Here is a 19,432-nt window from a genome sequence, read left to right on the forward strand (position 1 = left end):
AAAAGTTTTATACTAATCAGTTATTTAATTAAACAATTTATTAATTCCAAATTAAGAGTAGTTGTGGTATAATTTTTGCAAAAACACATAACAAAAAGCATGGTCATGAATTACTCGTCACAATTAAGTTTATCGTCACTAAGTTTAACTACTACTAATCATCAAGATTTAGAATCTAAATCAAAGATCTCCATAGATAAAATCTTAATAGATTTAAAACCTTTAAAAATAAATAATGAAAAAATTATCAGATGTTTTGCTAATCTTGAAAAATATAGAAACATGTATGCCGAAGCTTTAAAAGAAAAAGGCATTGATTATTTTGAAGTTAAAAACATAAACCCTTTCAAATTTGTAACAAGACTAAAAAATGATAATATCTATTACTATCTTGATTTAAATGTTAAGCTAGGAGATGGCACTGCCAAAACCGTAAAAAGTTATTATGATTGCCAGAAAAATACTTTCGTGGCTTTAGCTTTTATTAATTTTCAGCCCGAAGAAGAAGAAGCATGCTTAAAAAAAATTCAAAAAGAATATAAAATATCTAGAAAATTTAATCCTATTCTTAATCAATCTATTGTAAAAACACGCTTTCTTCTCAAAGGATCCAATCATTTTGTCATTGGGGCTGAAAAATGTGATGCCCCTTTAACAAAGCTATTCACTTATGAATTACCTGAAAATGTAAAAGATTCGGTTATGCAGCAAATTCTGGGCATTTTGAGCAAACTGCATGAAGCTGGATACGCCCATCGTGATATTAAAGAAGACAATATTCTTTTTAAAGTTGAGGGTGATGAAATTGTGATAAAAATCGCAGATTTTGGCTTTGCTTGCAAAAAGGATTGGAAGCCTAAATATGCATGGAGAGGAAGCCCTCGATATACTGCCCCTGAAGTAGGTCGAATAAAAGAAATGGGGAAAGAAGAGTTTTTTAGCCAAGCAGATTTAACTAAAATGGACATGTGGGCAGCTGGTTTAGTCTGTTACCGCTTATTTAAAGAAACTTGGCCTCCTTATTTCTTAGCTTCTAAAAATCTCAAAGAGTGCTTGGACAATGCCTTCAATCTCACACACATCCCAGGCCTCAATCCTAATGACCCGCGTGAAAATCTGATCTCAAAAATGTTGGAGATAGATCCAGCTCAACGTATCACCGCAGCTGGTGCGTTAGAAGCAGCTAAGGAATTAAATTCGTAAGTTTTATCAAGGCCTCCAAAAATGCTTGGAGGCCTTTTATCTTTACTTTTGATCCATCTTCATGAGATAGATCTTTGCTTTTTCCCCATTAAGATCCCACTCCTGCCCATCCACTTGATCAAGAAAATCTACTTGAACAGCCAAGACTTCGCTCCGAATGTAATCTCCATGTTTAATAAAGCATGCTTTGACTCTATCCGTTGTTTCTAATTGGATACAGATACGATCAGTTACAGCAAAGCCCCCTTCGCGACGCATAGTGTTCACTTTATTGATCACTTCGCGTGCTAATCCTTCAATGAGTAAAGGTTCCGTTAACACAGTATCTAAAGCAATGGTGATAGTGCCCGCATTTGCGGCGATCATCCCTTCATGGACAGAACGCTCAACTTGAACATCCTCACCTGTTAAGAAAATGGTTTCTCCATCCAAAGTAATAGGTAAGCTTTTTCCTTCCAAAAGATCTCCCAGTTGAGCCTGTGTTAATTCATCAATCTCCTGCTGAACAGCCTTCATTAGCTTGCCCACCTTTTTCCCAAGAACCCTAAAGTTTGGCTTTGCCTTAAGACTTACCCACTCGGTTTCATTCAGGCTGAATTCAACATTTTTGACATTGAGCTCTTCTGCAATCAAATGTTGTTGATCTTCTAAGAAGTGCAAAACATGCGGATCTGGAGAAGCAATGTGTACAGCAGCCAATGGTTGACGTACTTTTAATTTATGCTCTTTACGTAAGCCATGTCCTAAACTGACCACCGTTTGCACAGCTTCCATTGCAGCTTCCAATTCTTGATTACGCAGTTCTTTTTGATAAACGGGATAATCGCACAAATGGACAGACGCAGGCATTTTTTCACGACGCAAATTGTTATACATGCTCTCTGTCAGAAACGGAATAAAAGGAGCTGCGATTTTTGTTAGCGTCAATAGAGTCTGATAAAGTGTGGAAAACGCTTGGTGCCGATCTTCATTAGCTTCTTCTTGCCAAAAGCGTCTTCTCGAACGACGAATATACCAATTGGTCAATTGATCCACAAAAGTTACGAATGGTTCAACAGCCGCACTCAAATCATAGGCATCCATTCCCTCTTCCACTTGATGGACCAATTTATTGAGGAGTGACAATAACCATTGATCAATGACCGCTCCGGGCTTTAAATCTTCATTAGCAGAAGGCGTCCAATTGTAAATACGGGCATAAGTTACAAAAAAGCTGTAGGCATTCCACATGGGAATGAGGATTTGTCGCAGGACAAGCTCCACCCCTTTTTCAGAAAAGCACAGATCATCTGCACGTACGGCTGGGCTATGCATCATGTACAGGCGAACAGCATCCGCTCCATATTTTTCTACAACCGTTGTCGGATCTGGATAATTGCGAAGTCTTTTCGACATCTTCGCTCCATCTTCGGCCAGAATAATTCCGTTTACAATCACATTTTTAAAAGCAGGTTGATCAAATAAGGCTGTAGACAAGATCGTAAGGGTATAAAACCATCCTCTTGTTTGATCAAGACCTTCTGCAATAAAGTCAGCAGGAAAGTTATTTTCAAAAAGTTCCCGATTTTCAAACGGATAATGATTTTGGGCGTAGGGCATCGATCCTGATTCAAACCAGCAGTCAAAAACTTCTGTCACGCGTTTAAAAACTTTTCCATTTCGTTCAATGACAAGATCGTCAATAAAATGGCGATGCAGATCTTCTACTTTTTGACCGATAGCTTCTTCTAATTCTGCTATGCTACCGATGACGATCAACTCTCCATCTTCTGCTCTCCAAATTGGGATAGGAGTTCCCCAGTAACGATTTCGACTTATGGCCCAATCGCGAGCCCCTTCTAGCCACTTTCCGAAACGTCCATGCTTAATGTGATCAGGTGTCCAATGAATTTCACGGTTTGAAGCTAAAAGACCATCTTTAATTTTTTCTACAGCCACAAACCAAGTGCTCATCGCACGATAGATCAAGGGAGTATCGGAGCGCCAGCAGAAAGGGTAACGGTGATGTAGAGTCCCATGATGGAAAATTTTTCCTTCCCCTTTTAAACGTCTGATAATATCTTTGTCCGCATCCTTAACAAAAAGTCCTTCATATTCGGGGATTTCAGATGTAAATAATCCATTGGTATTCACAGGGCAAACAAGTTCAATTCCCGCTCTTTGAGCAGCATAAAAGTCCACTTCGCCAAAAGCTGGAGCACAATGCACAAGCCCTGTTCCCTCATCAGTCGAAACACTACCTTCCTCAATCACACGGAAAGCACCATCCTGAGCCCGATCAGCAAAATAGGAAAAGGCCGGCACATAGCGGAGACCAACCAACTCTTTCCCTTTCATGTGTTGCACAATGGAATAGCTAGCTTCGTCTTTAAAATTGAGAGGAAGATTTGGCTGAGCCAAAATGTAATATTTGCCTGATGCGTGTTCTTGAATTTTGACATAATCAATCTCAGGACCAACTAAAATAGCCAAGTTGGAAACCAGCGTCCAGGGAGTCGTCGTCCAGATCAATAAGGAGGTATTGGGATCATTTTCTAAAGGAAAAGCCACCGTTAACGAAGGATCATCAACATCTTTATAATTTTCACCCGCTTCAAAATTAGACAAAGGAGTGCCTAGCTTTGCTGAGAAAGGCATCACTTTAAAGCCCTCATAAACTAGGCCTTTTTCATAAAGTTTTTTGAATACCCACCACACAGATTCCATAAATGACACATCCATGGTCCGGTAAGTATTCGAGAAATCTACCCATCGCCCCATACGCGTAACCGTTTTTTTCCATTCTTCCGTATAACGCAACACAATCTTGCGACATTCTTCATTAAAATTGGCGATTCCAAAAGCTTCGATCGATGCAGCTCCAGAGAGGCCTTGGCTTTTCTCAATCTCATTCTCAATGGGCAGTCCGTGACAATCCCAACCAAAACGGCGTGGAACGCAAAAGCCTTTCATAGTTTTATAGCGGGGAACGACGTCTTTAATTGTTCCTGCGAGAAGGTGTCCATAGTGCGGGAGTCCCGTTGCAAAAGGAGGGCCATCGTAAAATGAAAATAAGGGAGCTTCTTTTCTCTCTTGAATAGAACGAATAAAAATATTGTCCTTCTCCCAAAAATTTAAAACTTTTTTTTCTCGTTCGTCAAAAGATTCATTGCCAACGGGTTCTAACATAGATAATCCTGAATGCCAAAAGTTATTAAAATTGTGTCAGTGGAATTATACTAAAAAAAGAAATAAAAATGAGCGGAAATATTCGTTCAAAAATACACTACTAAAAAATGAAGCTGACTAAAAGCTCAATAGTGACAAAAAAGCCAGAGAAGATTTGCCAAAATAGTGCTTTCTGCAAGACAAAATAATTTAACCTTATTATAACAGTATTTGATATTCATTATATACACTTTGGAATGGACATGGAAGGAATCGCGGGGATTGTATATCCAGACATTTTTCAGATGAACAATTTAAGCGTTTCCCTCTTAAATGCTCTGAAAATGCGCGGAGGAAATGTTAGCGATTCGTATACTTTTCGAAACATTGAGTTGGGATGCGTTGGAACAAAACTTTTTATACCTCCTAAAAAAAATATTGTACTTGCTTTCGATGGAAATCTTTACAATTTAAAAGATTTGCATAAAGAACTCACAAAAACGATTCAAGCTCCTCTAAAATTAAATGTGCGAGAATTAATATTGGCCGCCTATATCTGTTGGGGGCCCTCCTTCTTAAAATATCTCGATGGTGACTTTGCACTCGCTATCCTTGATCAAGAAAAAGAAAGGATGATTATCGCACGGGATCGAATTGGGAAAAAACCCCTTTATTGGTATCACCAATCTCATTATTTTATTTTTGCAAGCGAATTAAAAGCAATTTTAGCAACGGGAGTTGTCGCACAAACCCCTGCTATAGATGCATTTGCTGCTTATCTGACTTTTGGCTATGTTCCGCAAGATATGAGCCCCATTCAAAACATCTGCAAACTTCTGCCTGGTCATTATCTGCAATTAAACTTTGATGGCAGCAAATTTATTGAGTCCTATTGGTCTTATAGTTCCTATTTTAAAAAGTCTTCAAATGACTCTAAGCGCACATTACTTAGTCAACTCGATGCTCTGATTTACCGAAGTGTCGAGGCTAGAATGCCTGAAAATAAACCGGTCGGATGCTTTCTTTCAGGGGGTTTGGGGTCTGCAAGCATTGCTTATTATATGCGTAAAGTTCTTGAGGAACGCCCCTTTGCAGCTTTTACGGTTGGTTTTGAAAAAGAAAACGAAGAAGACGTCAAAGCTGCAAAAGAAACTGCACAGCAGTTTCATTTGCTTCACTATACTGAACAAATTCCTCCATCCGATCTGTTGTCTGATTTAGTCAAAATTATATGGTATCTCGATGAGCCATTAGCAGATCCCAATATTGTGGCAACGTGGCGACTTGCTAAGCTTGCTTCAACTAAAACACATACTGTGTTTTCGGGCATGGGGAGTGATGAAATCTTTGCGGGTCACAATCGTTATACAACTGAAGAGCGCGAGCAATCTTTTTTTTCACCTTTGGCACAGTTTACCATGCAGATGATGCGCTCCTTTTTAATTCCTTTACTAAGTGTCGTCAATAAATCTTGGGCTTATCCTCTGCTACGCCATGCAGGAACAAATCCATGGCAATTTAACTACATGAAAAAAAATACGATTTTTAGCGAGAGGGAAATTGCCAGAGCTGCTCCTAAATTAGCTGGATTATTTGATCCGGAAGTTTTTTTGCATAAGTTTCATCATTTGGAGAGAATTAAATCACTCACGTCTTCTTTTCTTTATTTTGATGTTAAAACGCGCTTACCCGATTGTTTTATTTTGCAATATGAGCGCCTAACAACTGCCCATCAGCTTCAATGGTGTACGCCTTTCCTAGACCATCATCTCATTGAATATCTCGCAACATTTCAAGAACCTGAATATCTAGATGAAAGTGAAACAGCTTCTTTTTTAAAAGCGATTATGAAAGCTGCTTTGCCCTCTTCAGTTGCTCAGCGGCCAAAAAAGACGCGTCAAACATTTCTTAGGGAGTGGTTAATTACCCCCCAAATACGAGAAGTATTTCTTCTTTTGAAGCGAGGATCTCTCGTAGAAAGCGGTCTTATTTCCTTAAGGTGGGTGCAGATGCAAATCGATCAGCTACAAACTTCGCCTTACGCCTTTAAGTATTTATGGAGTGTTCTCATTCTGGAAATTTGGTTTCGTCTTTATATCAATCGACCGATTTCCTCCGAACCCCCAAATTTAAGTGTCAAAGAAATCCTCTTAGAATATTAAATAACAAACAAAAGCAAGCAATATGGCGTTACAAATACTTCCTCCAAAAGATTCTAAACCAAGTGCTTCCTCAAATTTGAATCAACAAAAAAAGCAAGCAGAAGAACACTTTGAAAAAATGTGGCAAAATAATCCAGAGCAATTTAATCCCTTACGCAATTGCATGGAGCGTGAACGCATAGATCAAACATGGAATCTCATCCAAGAGTTTTTTCCCACCCCCCCAAAAAAAACTGCTGATCTCGGCTGTGGATATGGGATTTTTTCGGAAAAACTAAGCCAAATGGGCTCGCAAGTAGATGCGGTGGACATCGCACCATCTGCCCTTAAACACTTAGAAATATTTCATTCTGAAAAGATCAAGCCTATTCAAAGCCATCTTCCTTTCACCTCTTTGCTCGATGGAGAATATCCCCTTGTCATTTGCACAGAAGTCATCGCCTATCTCCCTTCAAACCATTTTCGGATCTTATTTTCTGAACTTGCTCGTTTAAATACTAACGAAGGGTTTGCTGTTTGCTCGACACCCGTTGATATTTATTCTGAAGATGCATTGCAACGGTTTTTAGGATTAGCGGAAACAGAATTTAAGATTCATAAAATTGTGTATAGCCATCACAGCCTATATATTCAGCTGAGAGATTTTTTTGAAATTCCATCCCATTTTGTGCGGGCCTCTCAAGATCCGATCTATAAAAAAAAATATCTCGAAAAAACTAACGGAATCAAAAAAAAATGGATGGAATGGAATAGCAATCGTTTTTTTGGAAACCTATGGAAAATCCCGAAACTCATTTTTGCTCCTGTTTTTAATTGGCTTTCACAAAATCGTACGTCTCTTCTGCTATGTGAAAAAGCTTGCCGCTTTATTTGGGGAGATAATGGAATTAGCCATGTTGTTTTCATTGGATCACGCCGACCGATTATTGAAAAAACCCCTATCAATGAACAACCCATCTTGCCAAAACAAAAAAGATCGGTGTGGGAATAACTTTCTCACACCTTATTTATTTTATATGCTTAATTAAATAGATAATAACATTTTAATTTATATATAAAAACACATAGTCATTCCTATCTGAAATTAAATCAGCAAAACAATTGCATTTTTTATTGTAAATTGTTAAAATTTTCATCCTCCCCTAAATTAATCAATAATAAAAAGGATGTTCATGCAAGTCCCTCCAAATCTTCATTCAGCCCCCCTTGATTATCAAGCATTTTCTTTAAACAATTCAGACAATCACTCACAATCCATTACTTATGTGAAGATTTACACTTTAGATGGACACGAACGTGTAATTGACAATCGGATCCTTGACAACTTAGGTATCCTAAAAGAAATTTTTGCTTATGGAGAATCAGATGAATCGAAACTGAGCGAAGCTCGATTGAAATTTAGCGCCGCCGTTCTAGATTTTGTCATTGATTGTGCGATTAAGAAAAACTCTGAAAATAGTTTCTATGCATACTTTCAACCCATAATGCAAAATTCAGTTTCTTTACTCCCCGAGATTTATCAATTTGCAAGTTTTTTTTCGATAGAATATTTGCAAGTATTATTGCTGACGATTTCTCTTGGTGACAACTTACCAAATGAATACCAACTAAAACAGTTTGAAGAGATTGTCAATAACGATGCTTTTGATTTAAATCAGAGAAAATACGCTTGCTACATGTTAATTACATGTAATCGATCCAATACTAAAGTAAAAGAGCAGTTGCATAAGTTCATGTCTTTAACAACCGAAAGCAGTATTGAAGAAATATTCGGTTGGATTATGGGACCTAATGGGATACATTGTGCTAAACGACAAAAATGTCTCTATTATTTTTTTGAAGTACTTAGCGATAAGGATTATTTAAGCTCAAATCCCAGCTTTCTCCTATCATCTAAAGATACACTTCCCCAACGCTTCAACTCAGACCTATCCCTATCGTTCACAGATGCACTTCCGAAATTATATGAACAAGGAGATTACTTAGTCCTCCATAGTTTTATCAGCTTAGCAAAAAATATCAGAGACCCCTTTCTTGCAAAAAAACTGTTTGAAATCATTGATAGCGCAGCAAATATCTCCAAATCATGTTTACAAGATCATTTTGACTGGGGTTCACTAATATTAAATAAAACAATTGAAAAACAAGAAGCATCCCTAGTCTTTAGTGTTCAGGAAAGCGTGTTCGCCTCCTTTGCATTTCATGCAATGATTCATAACATCTCTTCAAATCAAGCCGCTGAAGTCTCAAAAACATTTTGTGATTGTATTTTGAATATAGAGACCAAAGGTTTGTCATTCCCGCTCCCGGCTTTGCGAGCTCCTCCCAAAATATGGACGATCCCCAAAAATAATCAACATGCTTATATCCTTAATACTGCTTTCCATAGCATATTCTGTACCTTTCAATCCGCACTCCAAGCGACCAAAGACCCAGAAGAGTGGCTAAAAACGCTAGTAAAATTTTTACATATATATCAGGGATTGCAAGATTCGACAAAAAAAGCGGATCCATATTATCTTTACAATTCCCGTCTTTTACAAACTTTTCATCATTTAGATCTTTCTCAAGATAATGAGGATCATCAACGTTTCTTAAAAGATTTTATAGAGTTACTTGATCATTTTCGATTAATTACCTTGGATTTAGCCTTGGATTTTACCGAATATGAAGATCGTTTTCCTGAATTTGTACAAGCCATGCAGGATAGATTAACTGACGATGTTAAAAATAACTTAATCATGCATAAAGAACATTCCAAGCAAAAACAAGAATTTGATTATTCTTTCTCAGAAAAGGTCATTGAATATCTTCGCCTTAATCAAATAGATGCCGCATTGTGTGCATTACGTGATGAAGAAAATCGGCTATCAAATCAAAAGGCTTTTGACAAAATCGCTTTTCGTACCATGTTGATGCAAGAAATTTTAAAGGGTGAGAACGGTCTAGCCAATGCTTTAGAATTAAATCGACGATTCGGAAAAAAAACACGCAACATGTTTTTAGAAGTCATCATTAACGATCTCGAACATGCTCAGACAGGAAACAAGCTCGAACTATTTTCTGAGCTGCTAGGGAGACTTGAATTACTTCATGACTCAAAACTCAAACAAAAATTCTATATTCAACTTATTCATTATGCCTGTAAGCAGCCTATCAAAATAAGTCTAGAAATTGGAAATAAATTCTTCTTGCCTCTACAAAATTATCAAGATGAGCAATCTTTCCCAGTAAATTTAATTGACCTACTAGAATATTTGCTGATCCATTCAAAACAAGAAGAATGTCTACCGGATGTCTTGAAATTCGTTGAAGGCTTTCACCGGGGCAAAACAAAAAAAGGAGATTCCTTAAAAAATATTAAAGATCGGATGATACCATCCTTACTTGCAGTTCATTTAATTCGTGGAGAGGCTAAAGAAGTTCATCGCCTTTTAGGTAGATCAAAAACACACAAAGCTGTACTTTATCCTTTAAATAAAGCCTTACGATTATTAGCAGATTTTGAACTTACTCAATCCTCTACCAGATGCTTAAATGAAATTGTTTTCAACAAAATAAGTGCTTGGAAGGAGGCTTATGATGCACTTGGAGCCAAACATTTAAAAATATACTTCGAAAATGAATCGAAAGATATTTTTACATTTTTACTTAAAGAAAATACAAAAGCCTTACAAAAAGTAGAAGCACAAGAAGAAAGAAATACTTATCTTAAGAAGATCGGTATATTACTCCTAAATGCACCTTTGATGGCTATTGAAAGTAAAATTAAGTGTTTAGAAACAATTTTTGCTTTATACCCTATCAATGTTACTCAACAGGCCGTTAAAAATATTTGCTTTTCAATTTTAGAGAAACGTAAACGACATGAAGCCGCTTCTTTAGGAACGTTTTTAGGTGAAAGAGCTCTTGCTTCGATTTTACCAAATGTTTCAAATATGTTTCAATTTTCGGAAATGACTTTCCCGTTTATAAAAGCGCTTAAAATGAATGGTTATACTCGAGAATTCCTAGATCATGTATTGTCTAGAAACCTTTCTTTCAATAGCATAATGCAAATCATGGCCTGGTTACCCACCACATCTATTGACTCTTTTACGCAAACAAAAAGAAAGTTCGAATTTAAAGAAACGAAGATAGAACCAGCGGATTCGTTGAGTAAAGATTCTCTAGAACCCGAAGAACCTCTTGCGAAAAGAAAACGAAAAGACAAAGGTAAAGAAAAGATGGATGAATAAAAACACTTATTTATCACATTAAAATTCCTTTTTTTTATGCAGGAGAAGTCATAAGACTTCTCCTGCAGAAATCAAACACATTTTATCTCGATCATTCCGCAATCTCTCATTTTTAAAGTTTTGTAAAAAAATAACCTTTTACAAAAGCTTATCAGGCTACAATGAGGAAACACCCTAAAAAAATATTTTATTTCATTAACACAGCTTTACAAAATTTTTAATTATAAGCGAAATTGAGGATGCAGAACAAAATAGAGAAATAATAACAGAAAAAAGTTAATGGAGAGCTTTGACTTGTCGATACCATATGCAAACGTTCACTATCGTGATGGTGCATGCATTTTATCACCACTATTTTAAAAGTTTAAAAAGGGTAATCATTCTCATAATTTTTAAAGGTATTCTTTATAGAAAAGAATTGAATTTTTTGAAAAAAAGGGCCGGAGATTGTCTCAAAGCACAAACAACATCCTTAAGGCTGCTACATTCCTGTCCTGACCTGGTTCGGACTGTTTCATTCTATGAGGTCCCCGGCTTAAAGAGGAATAGATTGAAAGTAAAAGGTTAACCAAATAGTGAGTTAACTGCAATGGTTATTTTTGCTTCTATAAAGAGTGGCATACAGAAGCTCTCTTTCATGCATAGCTCCTCGTTCAAATAGTCCCAGCAGTAGACAAATGGGATTTTTTAAATGTTGCTAAATCTTCTGAAAAAATCTTCCGCAAAGCTTGTTGAGTTTCGACAAATATTTCTTCGTCGGGTTTTAATAATTCGACTTCAGATTCTGTAAACCAACGAATTCCTTCCGTTTCTTCAACATTCTGTGTGATTTCTCCTTTTAATGGAAATCCCAAGTAAACAAAATCTAAATGTTGGTGTGCCGGCTGCTCCCGATAAGCAGGAACTTCAGCGGTTAGACACAGATAAGGACGAGCAAAGCTTGTCGCATTCCATCTTTCTATCCAAACATTTTCTTGTAGAAAAAAACCAATTTCTAATCCTGTCTCTTCTAAAGCTTCACGTCTAGCTGCTTCTGGAGGAGCTTCATTTGGCTCTATATGCCCTCCAGGAGGCAACCACTTTTGCAGTTTTTTATGAAAGATCAGAAGAACTTTCTGTTCTTCTAAAATGTAAACGGATGTTGTAAATTGTCTCATTCTATTGTTCCCTCGTAAGTACGAAAATGCTTTTCAACGTTAGAAAGTGTTTTTCTCAAAGCTATTTCAGGATCAATTTTGTTTTCTTCCGCATATAAAACGAGAGAAAATAGCATCTTTCCGACCGATTCTTCATCGGCACAATCCCAAGAAATGCTTTTAAAGTTCCCTAGGGAAAAATCTGTCTTTTTGATTTTTTTTCCTATTTTCATTCCACGCGTTAAACCTGGAAGCGCTTTTGAAATCCCATCTAAAGCACTTTTTCTTTCTTGCTTTTCCTGAGCTTTAATTGCTTCCCATTGACTCGCAACTTCTTCCGCGGTCTCCAATTTTTTTGTGCTGAATACATGGGGATGGCGGCGAATCAGCTTTGCAATAATATGCTCAACAGGCTCTGCCATTCTAAATTTTCCTTCTTTTTCAGCTAATTTGGTGATAAAGAAAAGATTTAAAAAGAGATCGCCCAGCTCTTCCTCCATATGATTAACATCCCCTGAATCGACAGCTTCAATCCATTCAGCAGCTTCTTCTAAAAGAGTTGAACGGAGGGTTTCAAGCGTTTGTTCGCGATCCCAAGGACATCCATTGGGCCCCAGCAATGTATTTAAAACGTCTAGAAGTTCTCGAATTTTGCCCAGCAAATTTTCATCCGCTTGTGTCATTTTGCGCACCCCAAGTTAAAATCAAAAAGAAGCAATTTATCATGAATCCCGATTTCTCTCATCAAGTTCTTGCCTTTTTTTGCCTTAGCTTTCATAGTTTGACTTGCCAACAAGGAATGTTAAAATGCCAAAATCCTCAGTTTTTATCGCATCCACAGGACAAAACATTGGCAAAACAACGTTATGTCTAGGAATTATTTCGGGCTTAAAAAAACGGTATTCCAAAGTTGGATTTATCAAGCCTATTGGTCAACAACATGTGACTATTGAAGGAAATGTGACGGTTGATAAAGATGTGATCTTATTCAAAAATGCCTTTCAGTTAGAAGATCCCTGGGCAGATATGAGTCCTGTGATTATTCCACAAGGTTTTACGAGAGATTTTATTGAGGGTAAAGTCACTGAAGAAGGCATGACGCAAAAAATTAAGCACTCTTTTCAGAAAATCTCCAAAGCCAATGACTACACCATTGTGGAAGGTACGGGACATGTTGGAGTAGGCTCTATCATCGATTTAAGCAATGCAAAGGTTGCCTCTTTATTGGGTCTTGAAATGGTGATCGTAACCTCTGGAGGACTTGGCTCGGCTTATGACGAACTTGCTTTAAACTTAGCTTTGTGCAAAGAACATAAGGTTAAAGTCCGCGGAGTTATTCTTAATCGCGTTTATGAGGAAAAGAGGGAGATGATTCTGCATTACTTCCCTCGCTTGCTTAAAAAATGGAACATCCCTTTGGCAGGATGCATTCCTTACAACGAATTTTTAAATAATCCCACCATTAAAGACTTTGAATATCTTTTTGATACCACCTTATTTGCTGGCGAGCAGCATCGCTATCGCCATTTTAAACACACTCGTTTAGCTGCCTCTTCCCTTGAAGCTTATGAAGAAGAAGTGATTCTAAATGAGTTAGTGATTACGCCAGCTAGTCGTGAAGATATTATTCATTCGGTCTTGAAACAGCACCTAGCTGCCTCTAAAATGGATGGCACGGATTTTCAAGGTGGAATGATTTTAACTGGTAGACATCCGCCAAGCAAAGAAATTTGCGAACAAATTCGACGGGTAGACATCCCCACTTTATATGCTCCCTTGCATAGCTACGATGCTTTAAAAATGATCACTTCTTATATCGCCAAAATCCGTATGGAAGACCTTCCAAAAGTAGAAAAAGCGATATCCCTAGTGGAAGATAATGTGGATTTCAACTTACTCACAAATGGGCATTCCTCACATTAAATTGATGCTGGAAGAGGATAAGTCGCCTTAAATCTTTCGAGAACTTTTTCTAAAGAAATGGTCTCTTTCTCGCTCACTTCAATTAATCCGGCATCCAACCAGGTTTGTTTAGATGTATCTGCTTTGATTAATCTTTCCGCAATCGGATACAAAAGGGGATCTTTTAATACTAATTGAATCAGTTTTAACTTGGGAATTTGAATATTAGGATTTGCACCCTTTTCCAGAAATAGCTCAATTAATGCCACTGAATTATTTGCTATCGCCAAAAGAATTGGATGCACATGATTTATTGGGTGATTTACTAGATGGGGAAACCTAGTCAAAAATTTTTCCGCAAAAGCTAGACTATACTTATTTATTGGGCAATCCATAAGAAAAAATAATCCGGAAACTTCGTTATCATCTCTTTGTAAAGTCGGTTTGCAAAAATCAAATGCAAAGTTAAAAAAATCATCAGAAAGATCAAGTTCATTTTCCAAAGCTATGTACACGATCGCGGCATGAAATAAAAACTCTCCGTTTGCCAAAGATCTAACATCTTGTTGGATAGCATTTAAAATTTCTTTGTTTTTTGATAAGAAAGTGCCGCTAATTGCAGCTTTAACAAAAATAAAATGTTTAGAGCTGGGTTCAGTATTAATTCGTTTGAATACCTCATTCACCATAGAAATAGAACCATATTTTCCAACGGCTTCGGCTAATTCATTGAGATGTGAATGAATGATATCTGAATCAATGGAATCCAAAAATCGAAATATATTGGCTACTTTGCCTTTGATTTCATTTTTTTCTAATTCACTTGCAGGCTGAATAGAATTGATAGTTTCTAGATTTTTTAAATTTTCTTGTGCATCTTCTAGGAATGCTTCTGAAGGGAAAATTTTAGAGTTCAAAATTGCCATCATTTTTTCTTTCTCTGCCTGATCGATTCTGGCGAGAAAAATGGTGCGTTCCAAAATTTTATGCATATTTCTGAAATTTTGCAGATCGGAAAATATCTCGCGAGCAGATTCAATCGTTTTTTGGGCAGTCGCTAAAGATTTTTCGGCATTTGTTGAAGCAATACTTCTTCTAAAAGGTTTGAGAACAAGATTAAGGACATATATGATACATCCTTTTAATCTCCCATCTTTTTTCCGCACCCCGAATTTTGTTGTCATGACAAATTTAGGATCTTTAGCTGCTTTAACTAAATTGGATTGAAAATTACCATCCGAAAAATCGAATTTAATTGTCATAAGAAACCTGCGTTCAAACGTGTAAAATAGTGACGTTAGCCCAAATAGCGAGAGCATTGTGCCTGAAAAGACTGAAAAATGTCTATTGCAGAAAGTTCTTGAATACAGGCCCCAGATGAGCACTTGCGTAGTTTTGGACAGCGCTTGGTAAAAGTTTGACCGTAGGGGCAGCTTCCTTGCAAAGCGTGGCTTTGTGTCCCTAACGGCTGGTATTTCAAGGCTAATGAAGCCCCAAAAATGCTAAATGTGGGTGTACCAGTCGTGCCAGCCAAATGCAAAGGAAGAGAATCCATGGCCAACACAAGGTCAACTTGACTCATCAGATTTTGTAAGAGAGGCAAAGGAAGTTTATCGACGATTTGGCTATTTTGAATCAATTGTGTATGGAGTCTTTGAACCATCTCTTTTTCGTCAGAAGACCCCCAAATAAACAAATAACGGCAGGCAAATCTTTCTTGGATCATGCGCAGCAGTTCGATCAACGTCTTTTCGGGAAGCTGCTTGTTGCGCCAAATTGTCCCTGGACAAACCAAGACAGTTTTTCCGGAAGTTAATAGAGATTTCACACAAGCTTGGTTTTCTTCAGAAATATTCAATAAGATCTTTTGAGGAACGTAAGTGAAATCATTGAAAAATTGCTGTGGGATGGCAAGATAATCCTCTCGGATATTATAGCCCACAGGAGGATCGAACTTCACGTTTGAGACAAGCAAATTTGGCCATTCGGGCACAGAATTCCATCCAAATCCTACTTTTTTTATGCCTTTAGCCATTCCCACAATAAGCCCTGATTTGCTGTTTCCCTGTAAATCAAAGATCACATCATAGGTGACTTTACGCAAACTCGAAAATGTTTCACAAATATCCCACCAATTTTCTCTTAGAGGAAAAAATTTTCTCCATTTTTTGGTGTGGACGTACAGTACATTTGAGACCGCTGGATGCCCTTGAACAAGTTCAGAAAATGGTTTCTCTACCACCCAATCAATCTGGGCATGCGGAAAGCGACTTCTTAAATAGTCAAGGACTGGAAATGTTTGGATGATATCGCCTAAAGATGAAGTCTTCACGATAAGAATTTTCATATCAGCCTCAAATGATCAAGGGCTTGTTTAAAATCGGAAGGCAGCGGGGCCTTTAACCTGATCTCTTTTTCTGAGCTCGGATGTGGGAAAGTGATTTCATAAGCATGCAGCAAGTAACGTGAGGGTTGATAAGAACAGATAAAACGTCGACCATATTGGTAATCGCCTAAAATAGGATGCCCCATTTCACTCATATGTACCCGAATTTGATGTGTGATCCCTGTAACTGGATAGCATTGGATTAAAGTACAATCCTGACCTTTCTTTTCTTTTCTCCAACCAGTACGGGCATGTACACCTTTAGATCCTGTGGCCTGTCCCCAAACTGTTTGTCCTTGGTATTTATGCAAAGGAGCAAGGTTGTTGTCGATGACGCCTTTCTCTTTGCTAATAGCACCGTCCACAATGACATAATAAGTCTTTTTCACTTTAAATGTTTTAAACAAATGAATCATTTTGTGCAAAACTGCGTCTGTCTTGGCAAACAAAAGGATACCGGTCGTGTCGCGGTCAAGGCGGTGAACAAGCTTAAGTGAGGGATCCTTCTGATGGATGAGTCGAACAATACCACTCGTATCGCAATTAATTCCGGCTGGCTTATCATAAACCAAGAGATCAGCATCTTCATAGATGATCCGCTTAGCTTCAAATTTTAACTGGGAAGAAGCAAAAAGAAATTGAAGCTTGTCGTTGTCCCATTCAATTTGATCGCCATTTGCAACACGTGTAGAGGCGAAGCGTTCCACTCGTTGATTGATGCGACAAAGATTACGCTCAATAGCATGCTTTAATTGTTTAGCGGAATAGGCATCCCCCAATTTGAGTTTGAGAAATGCATTTAGGGTCATGCCTGATTCTGCCGAAGCCACTTTCCAGATGTGCATATTTTAAACTTCTGGAAATTGGGTCAAGAAGCGCATATCATTTTCTGTGAAAAGACGGATATCACTCACCCCGTGTTTCAATAAAATTAAACGCTCAACGCCCATTCCCCAAGCAAAACCTGTATAAACTTCGGGATCAATATTCCCATATTTAAGCACTTCAGGATGAACCATTCCAGCCCCTGCAATCTCTAGCCAGCCTGTGTGCTTACAAAGATAGCAGCCGCTTTTATGGCAGTTAAGACACGAAATATCAACTTCCATGCCAGGCTCAACGAAGGGGAAATAACTAGGGCGATAACGTGTTTCAATTTCACGTCCAAAAAATTTTGCTACAAACTGGTCCATAGTAGCTAAAAGATCGGCAAATGTCACATTGACGTCCACATATAATGCTTCAACCTGGTGAAAGAAAACGTGTGAACGTGCTGTAATGGTTTCATTACGATAAACTTTTCCAGGAGCAATGATACGAATCGGCGGACGATTAGCTTCCATGATGCGCGCTTGAATATTACTGGTGTGTGTCCTTAAAAGCATATCGGTGGAAAGGTAGAAAGTATCCTGCATATCGCGTGCTGGATGATCAGGCGCAAAATTTAGTGCTTCAAAATTGTAATAGTCAGAATCAATATCAGGCCCATATTGAACTGAAAAGCCCATTTCAATAAGGATATCGATCATTTCGTCGAGAACTTGTGTGATGATATGTTTACGCCCAGCAAAACGTCTGCGTCCAGGAAGTGTCACATCAATCACTTCTCTTTCTAATTGGGCATTTTCTTCGGTTGAAAGAAATCGAGTTTGGCTGGCCTCTAGCGCGCCTTCCATCTCTTCTTTGAGTAAGTTAATTTGCTTTCCAACCTCTGGGCGTTCTTCAGGGGAAACATCTCGCAGGGATTTCATCAAATTTTGCAGAGGTCCTTTTTTTCCTAAGTATTTAACTTTGATCTGTTCCAAATCAGCGGAAGAATGAGCTGTATTTAATTCATGGTTAAATTCGTTCCGTAATGACTCTATTGTTATGTCCATTATTTTTTACTCACTTTGACAGGTCTTCATTGATGGTCGATAAGAAGTAGGAAAACGAAATAATCAATCTCGTTCCAAAAAAAAAGCAGAGCCGCTTAGGGCTCTGCTTAAAACCAGTCGATATCAAAACCTCTAAGCGAGGGATGCCTTTGCACAAACCACTACAGCTTCAAAGCTATTAGGGTCGCGTACTGCGATATCGGCTAACATTTTTCTATCAAGTTCACATCGTGCTTCTTTTAATCCATGGATCAACTTACTGTATGACATCCCATGAATTTTTGCTGCAGCACTGATACGCATAATCCATAAACTACGAAAATCTCGTTTTTTCAGTTTGCGATGGCGATAGTTGTACGCCATAGCACGCATAACAGCTTCGGTTGTTAGACGTAAATGGTTTTTACGATCTCCAACAAATCCTTTCGATAGTTTACGCAGTCTTTTTTTGCGACGACGTGAAGCGACAGCGTTGGTTGCTCTAACCATGCTAATCTCCACTATTTTACATCTAAGCTTTCAGCCTAGACACGTTTATTATCGCATCGGCACTCTGGCAGATGCATTTATACGCACATCAAACGTTTGTAAGTCTTGAGTTGTCCCTCATCCACTAGGGCTGGCTTTGACAACTGACGTTTCCGTTTGGGTGATTTTTTAGTCAAAATATGCCGTTTTCCAGGATGGCCTCTTTTAAGCTTCCCAGTACCAGTCAATTTAAATCTGGCAGCCACGGCTTTTTTTGTTTTCATTTTGGGCACTGTAATTCTCCTAAAATAAATACTCTTATTCGTTCTAATTCGGCTGTTGTTCAGTCGAATCGGCATCTTCCGGAGAAGATGAACGCTTAGGAGTTTCTTTTTTCTTCTTTGATCCAGGTGCAAGAACTACATTCAAAATCCGTCCAAACATCTTCATCGGAGCTTCAGGAATGGCAATTTCATCAAGTTCATCGCATAGCTTCTGAACGAGCTTTTCCCCTATTTCAGGGTGCATCATTTCCCTACCACGAAATGTACAAGTAATCTTGACTTTATTTCCTTTTTGGATAAAGTCCCGAGCATGCCGAAGTTTCGTGTTTAAGTCGTTTTCATCAATATTAGGCTTAATTTTAATTTCTTTAACCCTAATTTGATGTTGCGCCTTTTTATTTTCTTTCTCACGTTTCGTTTGATCGTAACGGAATTTCCCGTAATTCATAATCTTACAAACAGGAGGAGATGAACCAGGAACGATTTCAACAAGGTCTAGCCCCGCTTCTTCAGCTCGTGCTAAAGCTTCTTGTATGGAGATAATTCCAATTTGCTCGCCTGTTTGACTTATTACGCGCACCTTTGGAGCACGTATCTCTCGATTCGCTTTCAATCCGACTCTTAAACTC

At 38.0% G+C, this 19,432-nt stretch carries 15 protein-coding genes and 1 other RNA gene; 5 read left to right on the forward strand and 11 right to left on the reverse strand.

The features are described from left to right. Positions 1-105 precede the first annotated feature (105 nt). Positions 106-1,203, forward strand: coding sequence for a protein kinase domain-containing protein (locus AOM43_RS03050; RefSeq protein WP_059358971.1), 1,098 nt, complete (start codon positions 106-108; stop codon positions 1,201-1,203). A 42-nt stretch (positions 1,204-1,245) separates the two neighbouring features. On the opposite strand, the gene ileS is transcribed toward AOM43_RS03050, so the two are convergent. After that, complete coding sequence (ileS, locus tag AOM43_RS03055) at positions 1,246-4,371, reverse strand: isoleucine--tRNA ligase (RefSeq protein WP_059358974.1); 3,126 nt, start codon at positions 4,369-4,371, stop codon at positions 1,246-1,248. Between the two features lie 242 nt (positions 4,372-4,613). On the opposite strand from ileS, the gene asnB reads away from it, so the two are divergent. The 3 genes from asnB to AOM43_RS03070 all read left to right on the forward strand — a co-directional run bounded on the left by asnB (position 4,614) and on the right by AOM43_RS03070 (position 10,750). Beyond that, the gene (gene asnB, locus AOM43_RS03060; RefSeq protein ID WP_059358976.1) at positions 4,614-6,512 is read left to right on the forward strand and encodes an asparagine synthase (glutamine-hydrolyzing); all 1,899 of its coding nucleotides are present in this window, start codon (positions 4,614-4,616) and stop codon (positions 6,510-6,512) included. Positions 6,513-6,534: 22 nt separating this feature from the next. Continuing rightward, on the forward strand, positions 6,535-7,503 hold the full coding sequence (locus AOM43_RS03065; protein WP_059358978.1) for a class I SAM-dependent methyltransferase: 969 nt from the start codon (positions 6,535-6,537) through the stop codon (positions 7,501-7,503). Positions 7,504-7,684: 181 nt separating this feature from the next. Next, entirely contained in the window at positions 7,685-10,750 is a 3,066-nt protein-coding gene (locus AOM43_RS03070) for a hypothetical protein (protein ID WP_013924857.1), read from the forward strand. A 436-nt stretch (positions 10,751-11,186) separates the two neighbouring features. Here the strand turns inward: AOM43_RS03070 and ffs are convergent. The 3 genes from ffs to AOM43_RS03085 all read right to left on the reverse strand — a co-directional run bounded on the left by ffs (position 11,187) and on the right by AOM43_RS03085 (position 12,569). Beyond that, positions 11,187-11,285: signal recognition particle sRNA small type (ffs, locus tag AOM43_RS03075), an RNA gene on the reverse strand. Positions 11,286-11,403: 118 nt separating this feature from the next. Further along, positions 11,404-11,907 carry an NUDIX hydrolase gene (locus tag AOM43_RS03080; protein WP_006340924.1) on the reverse strand — a complete coding sequence of 168 codons (504 nt, stop codon included), beginning with the start codon at positions 11,905-11,907 and terminating at the stop codon, positions 11,404-11,406. After that, positions 11,904-12,569, reverse strand: coding sequence for a MazG family protein (locus tag AOM43_RS03085; RefSeq protein WP_226987372.1), 666 nt, complete (start codon positions 12,567-12,569; stop codon positions 11,904-11,906). Before AOM43_RS03085 ends, AOM43_RS03080 begins: the two co-directional genes overlap by 4 nt. A 124-nt stretch (positions 12,570-12,693) precedes the next feature. Here AOM43_RS03085 and AOM43_RS03090 point away from each other — a divergent pair, with 124 nt between their 5' ends. Beyond that, positions 12,694-13,809 carry a phosphotransacetylase family protein gene (locus tag AOM43_RS03090; protein WP_006340926.1) on the forward strand — a complete coding sequence of 372 codons (1,116 nt, stop codon included), beginning with the start codon at positions 12,694-12,696 and terminating at the stop codon, positions 13,807-13,809. Here AOM43_RS03090 and AOM43_RS03095 read toward each other — a convergent pair. The 7 genes from AOM43_RS03095 to infC form a co-directional block, all read right to left on the reverse strand. Next, positions 13,806-15,050 carry a hypothetical protein gene (locus tag AOM43_RS03095; protein WP_006340927.1) on the reverse strand — a complete coding sequence of 415 codons (1,245 nt, stop codon included), beginning with the start codon at positions 15,048-15,050 and terminating at the stop codon, positions 13,806-13,808. The genes AOM43_RS03090 and AOM43_RS03095 overlap by 4 nt on opposite strands. A gap of 35 nt (positions 15,051-15,085) precedes the next feature. Then, entirely contained in the window at positions 15,086-16,135 is a 1,050-nt protein-coding gene (locus AOM43_RS03100) for a glycosyltransferase family 9 protein (protein WP_013924853.1), read from the reverse strand. After that, complete coding sequence (locus tag AOM43_RS03105) at positions 16,132-17,019, reverse strand: RluA family pseudouridine synthase (protein ID WP_013924852.1); 888 nt, start codon at positions 17,017-17,019, stop codon at positions 16,132-16,134. The genes AOM43_RS03100 and AOM43_RS03105 overlap by 4 nt, the downstream gene beginning before the upstream one ends. Before the next feature lie 3 nt (positions 17,020-17,022). Further along, on the reverse strand, positions 17,023-18,051 hold the full coding sequence (gene pheS, locus AOM43_RS03110) for a phenylalanine--tRNA ligase subunit alpha (protein WP_006340931.1): 1,029 nt from the start codon (positions 18,049-18,051) through the stop codon (positions 17,023-17,025). A gap of 132 nt (positions 18,052-18,183) precedes the next feature. Continuing rightward, positions 18,184-18,540: a 50S ribosomal protein L20 gene (gene rplT / locus AOM43_RS03115; protein ID WP_013924851.1), complete on the reverse strand. Its 357-nt coding sequence runs from the start codon at positions 18,538-18,540 to the stop codon at positions 18,184-18,186. A 77-nt stretch (positions 18,541-18,617) separates the two neighbouring features. Beyond that, a complete protein-coding gene (gene rpmI, locus AOM43_RS03120) occupies positions 18,618-18,812 on the reverse strand; it encodes a 50S ribosomal protein L35 (RefSeq protein ID WP_006340933.1) in 195 nt (64 codons plus the stop codon). Positions 18,813-18,846: 34 nt separating this feature from the next. Further along, the gene (infC, locus tag AOM43_RS03125; RefSeq protein ID WP_006340934.1) at positions 18,847-19,416 is read right to left on the reverse strand and encodes a translation initiation factor IF-3; all 570 of its coding nucleotides are present in this window, start codon (positions 19,414-19,416) and stop codon (positions 18,847-18,849) included. Between the last annotated feature and the right edge of the window lie 16 nt (positions 19,417-19,432).

Source organism: Parachlamydia acanthamoebae (assembly GCF_000875975.1).
Classification (GTDB): domain Bacteria; phylum Chlamydiota; class Chlamydiia; order Chlamydiales; family Parachlamydiaceae; genus Parachlamydia; species Parachlamydia acanthamoebae.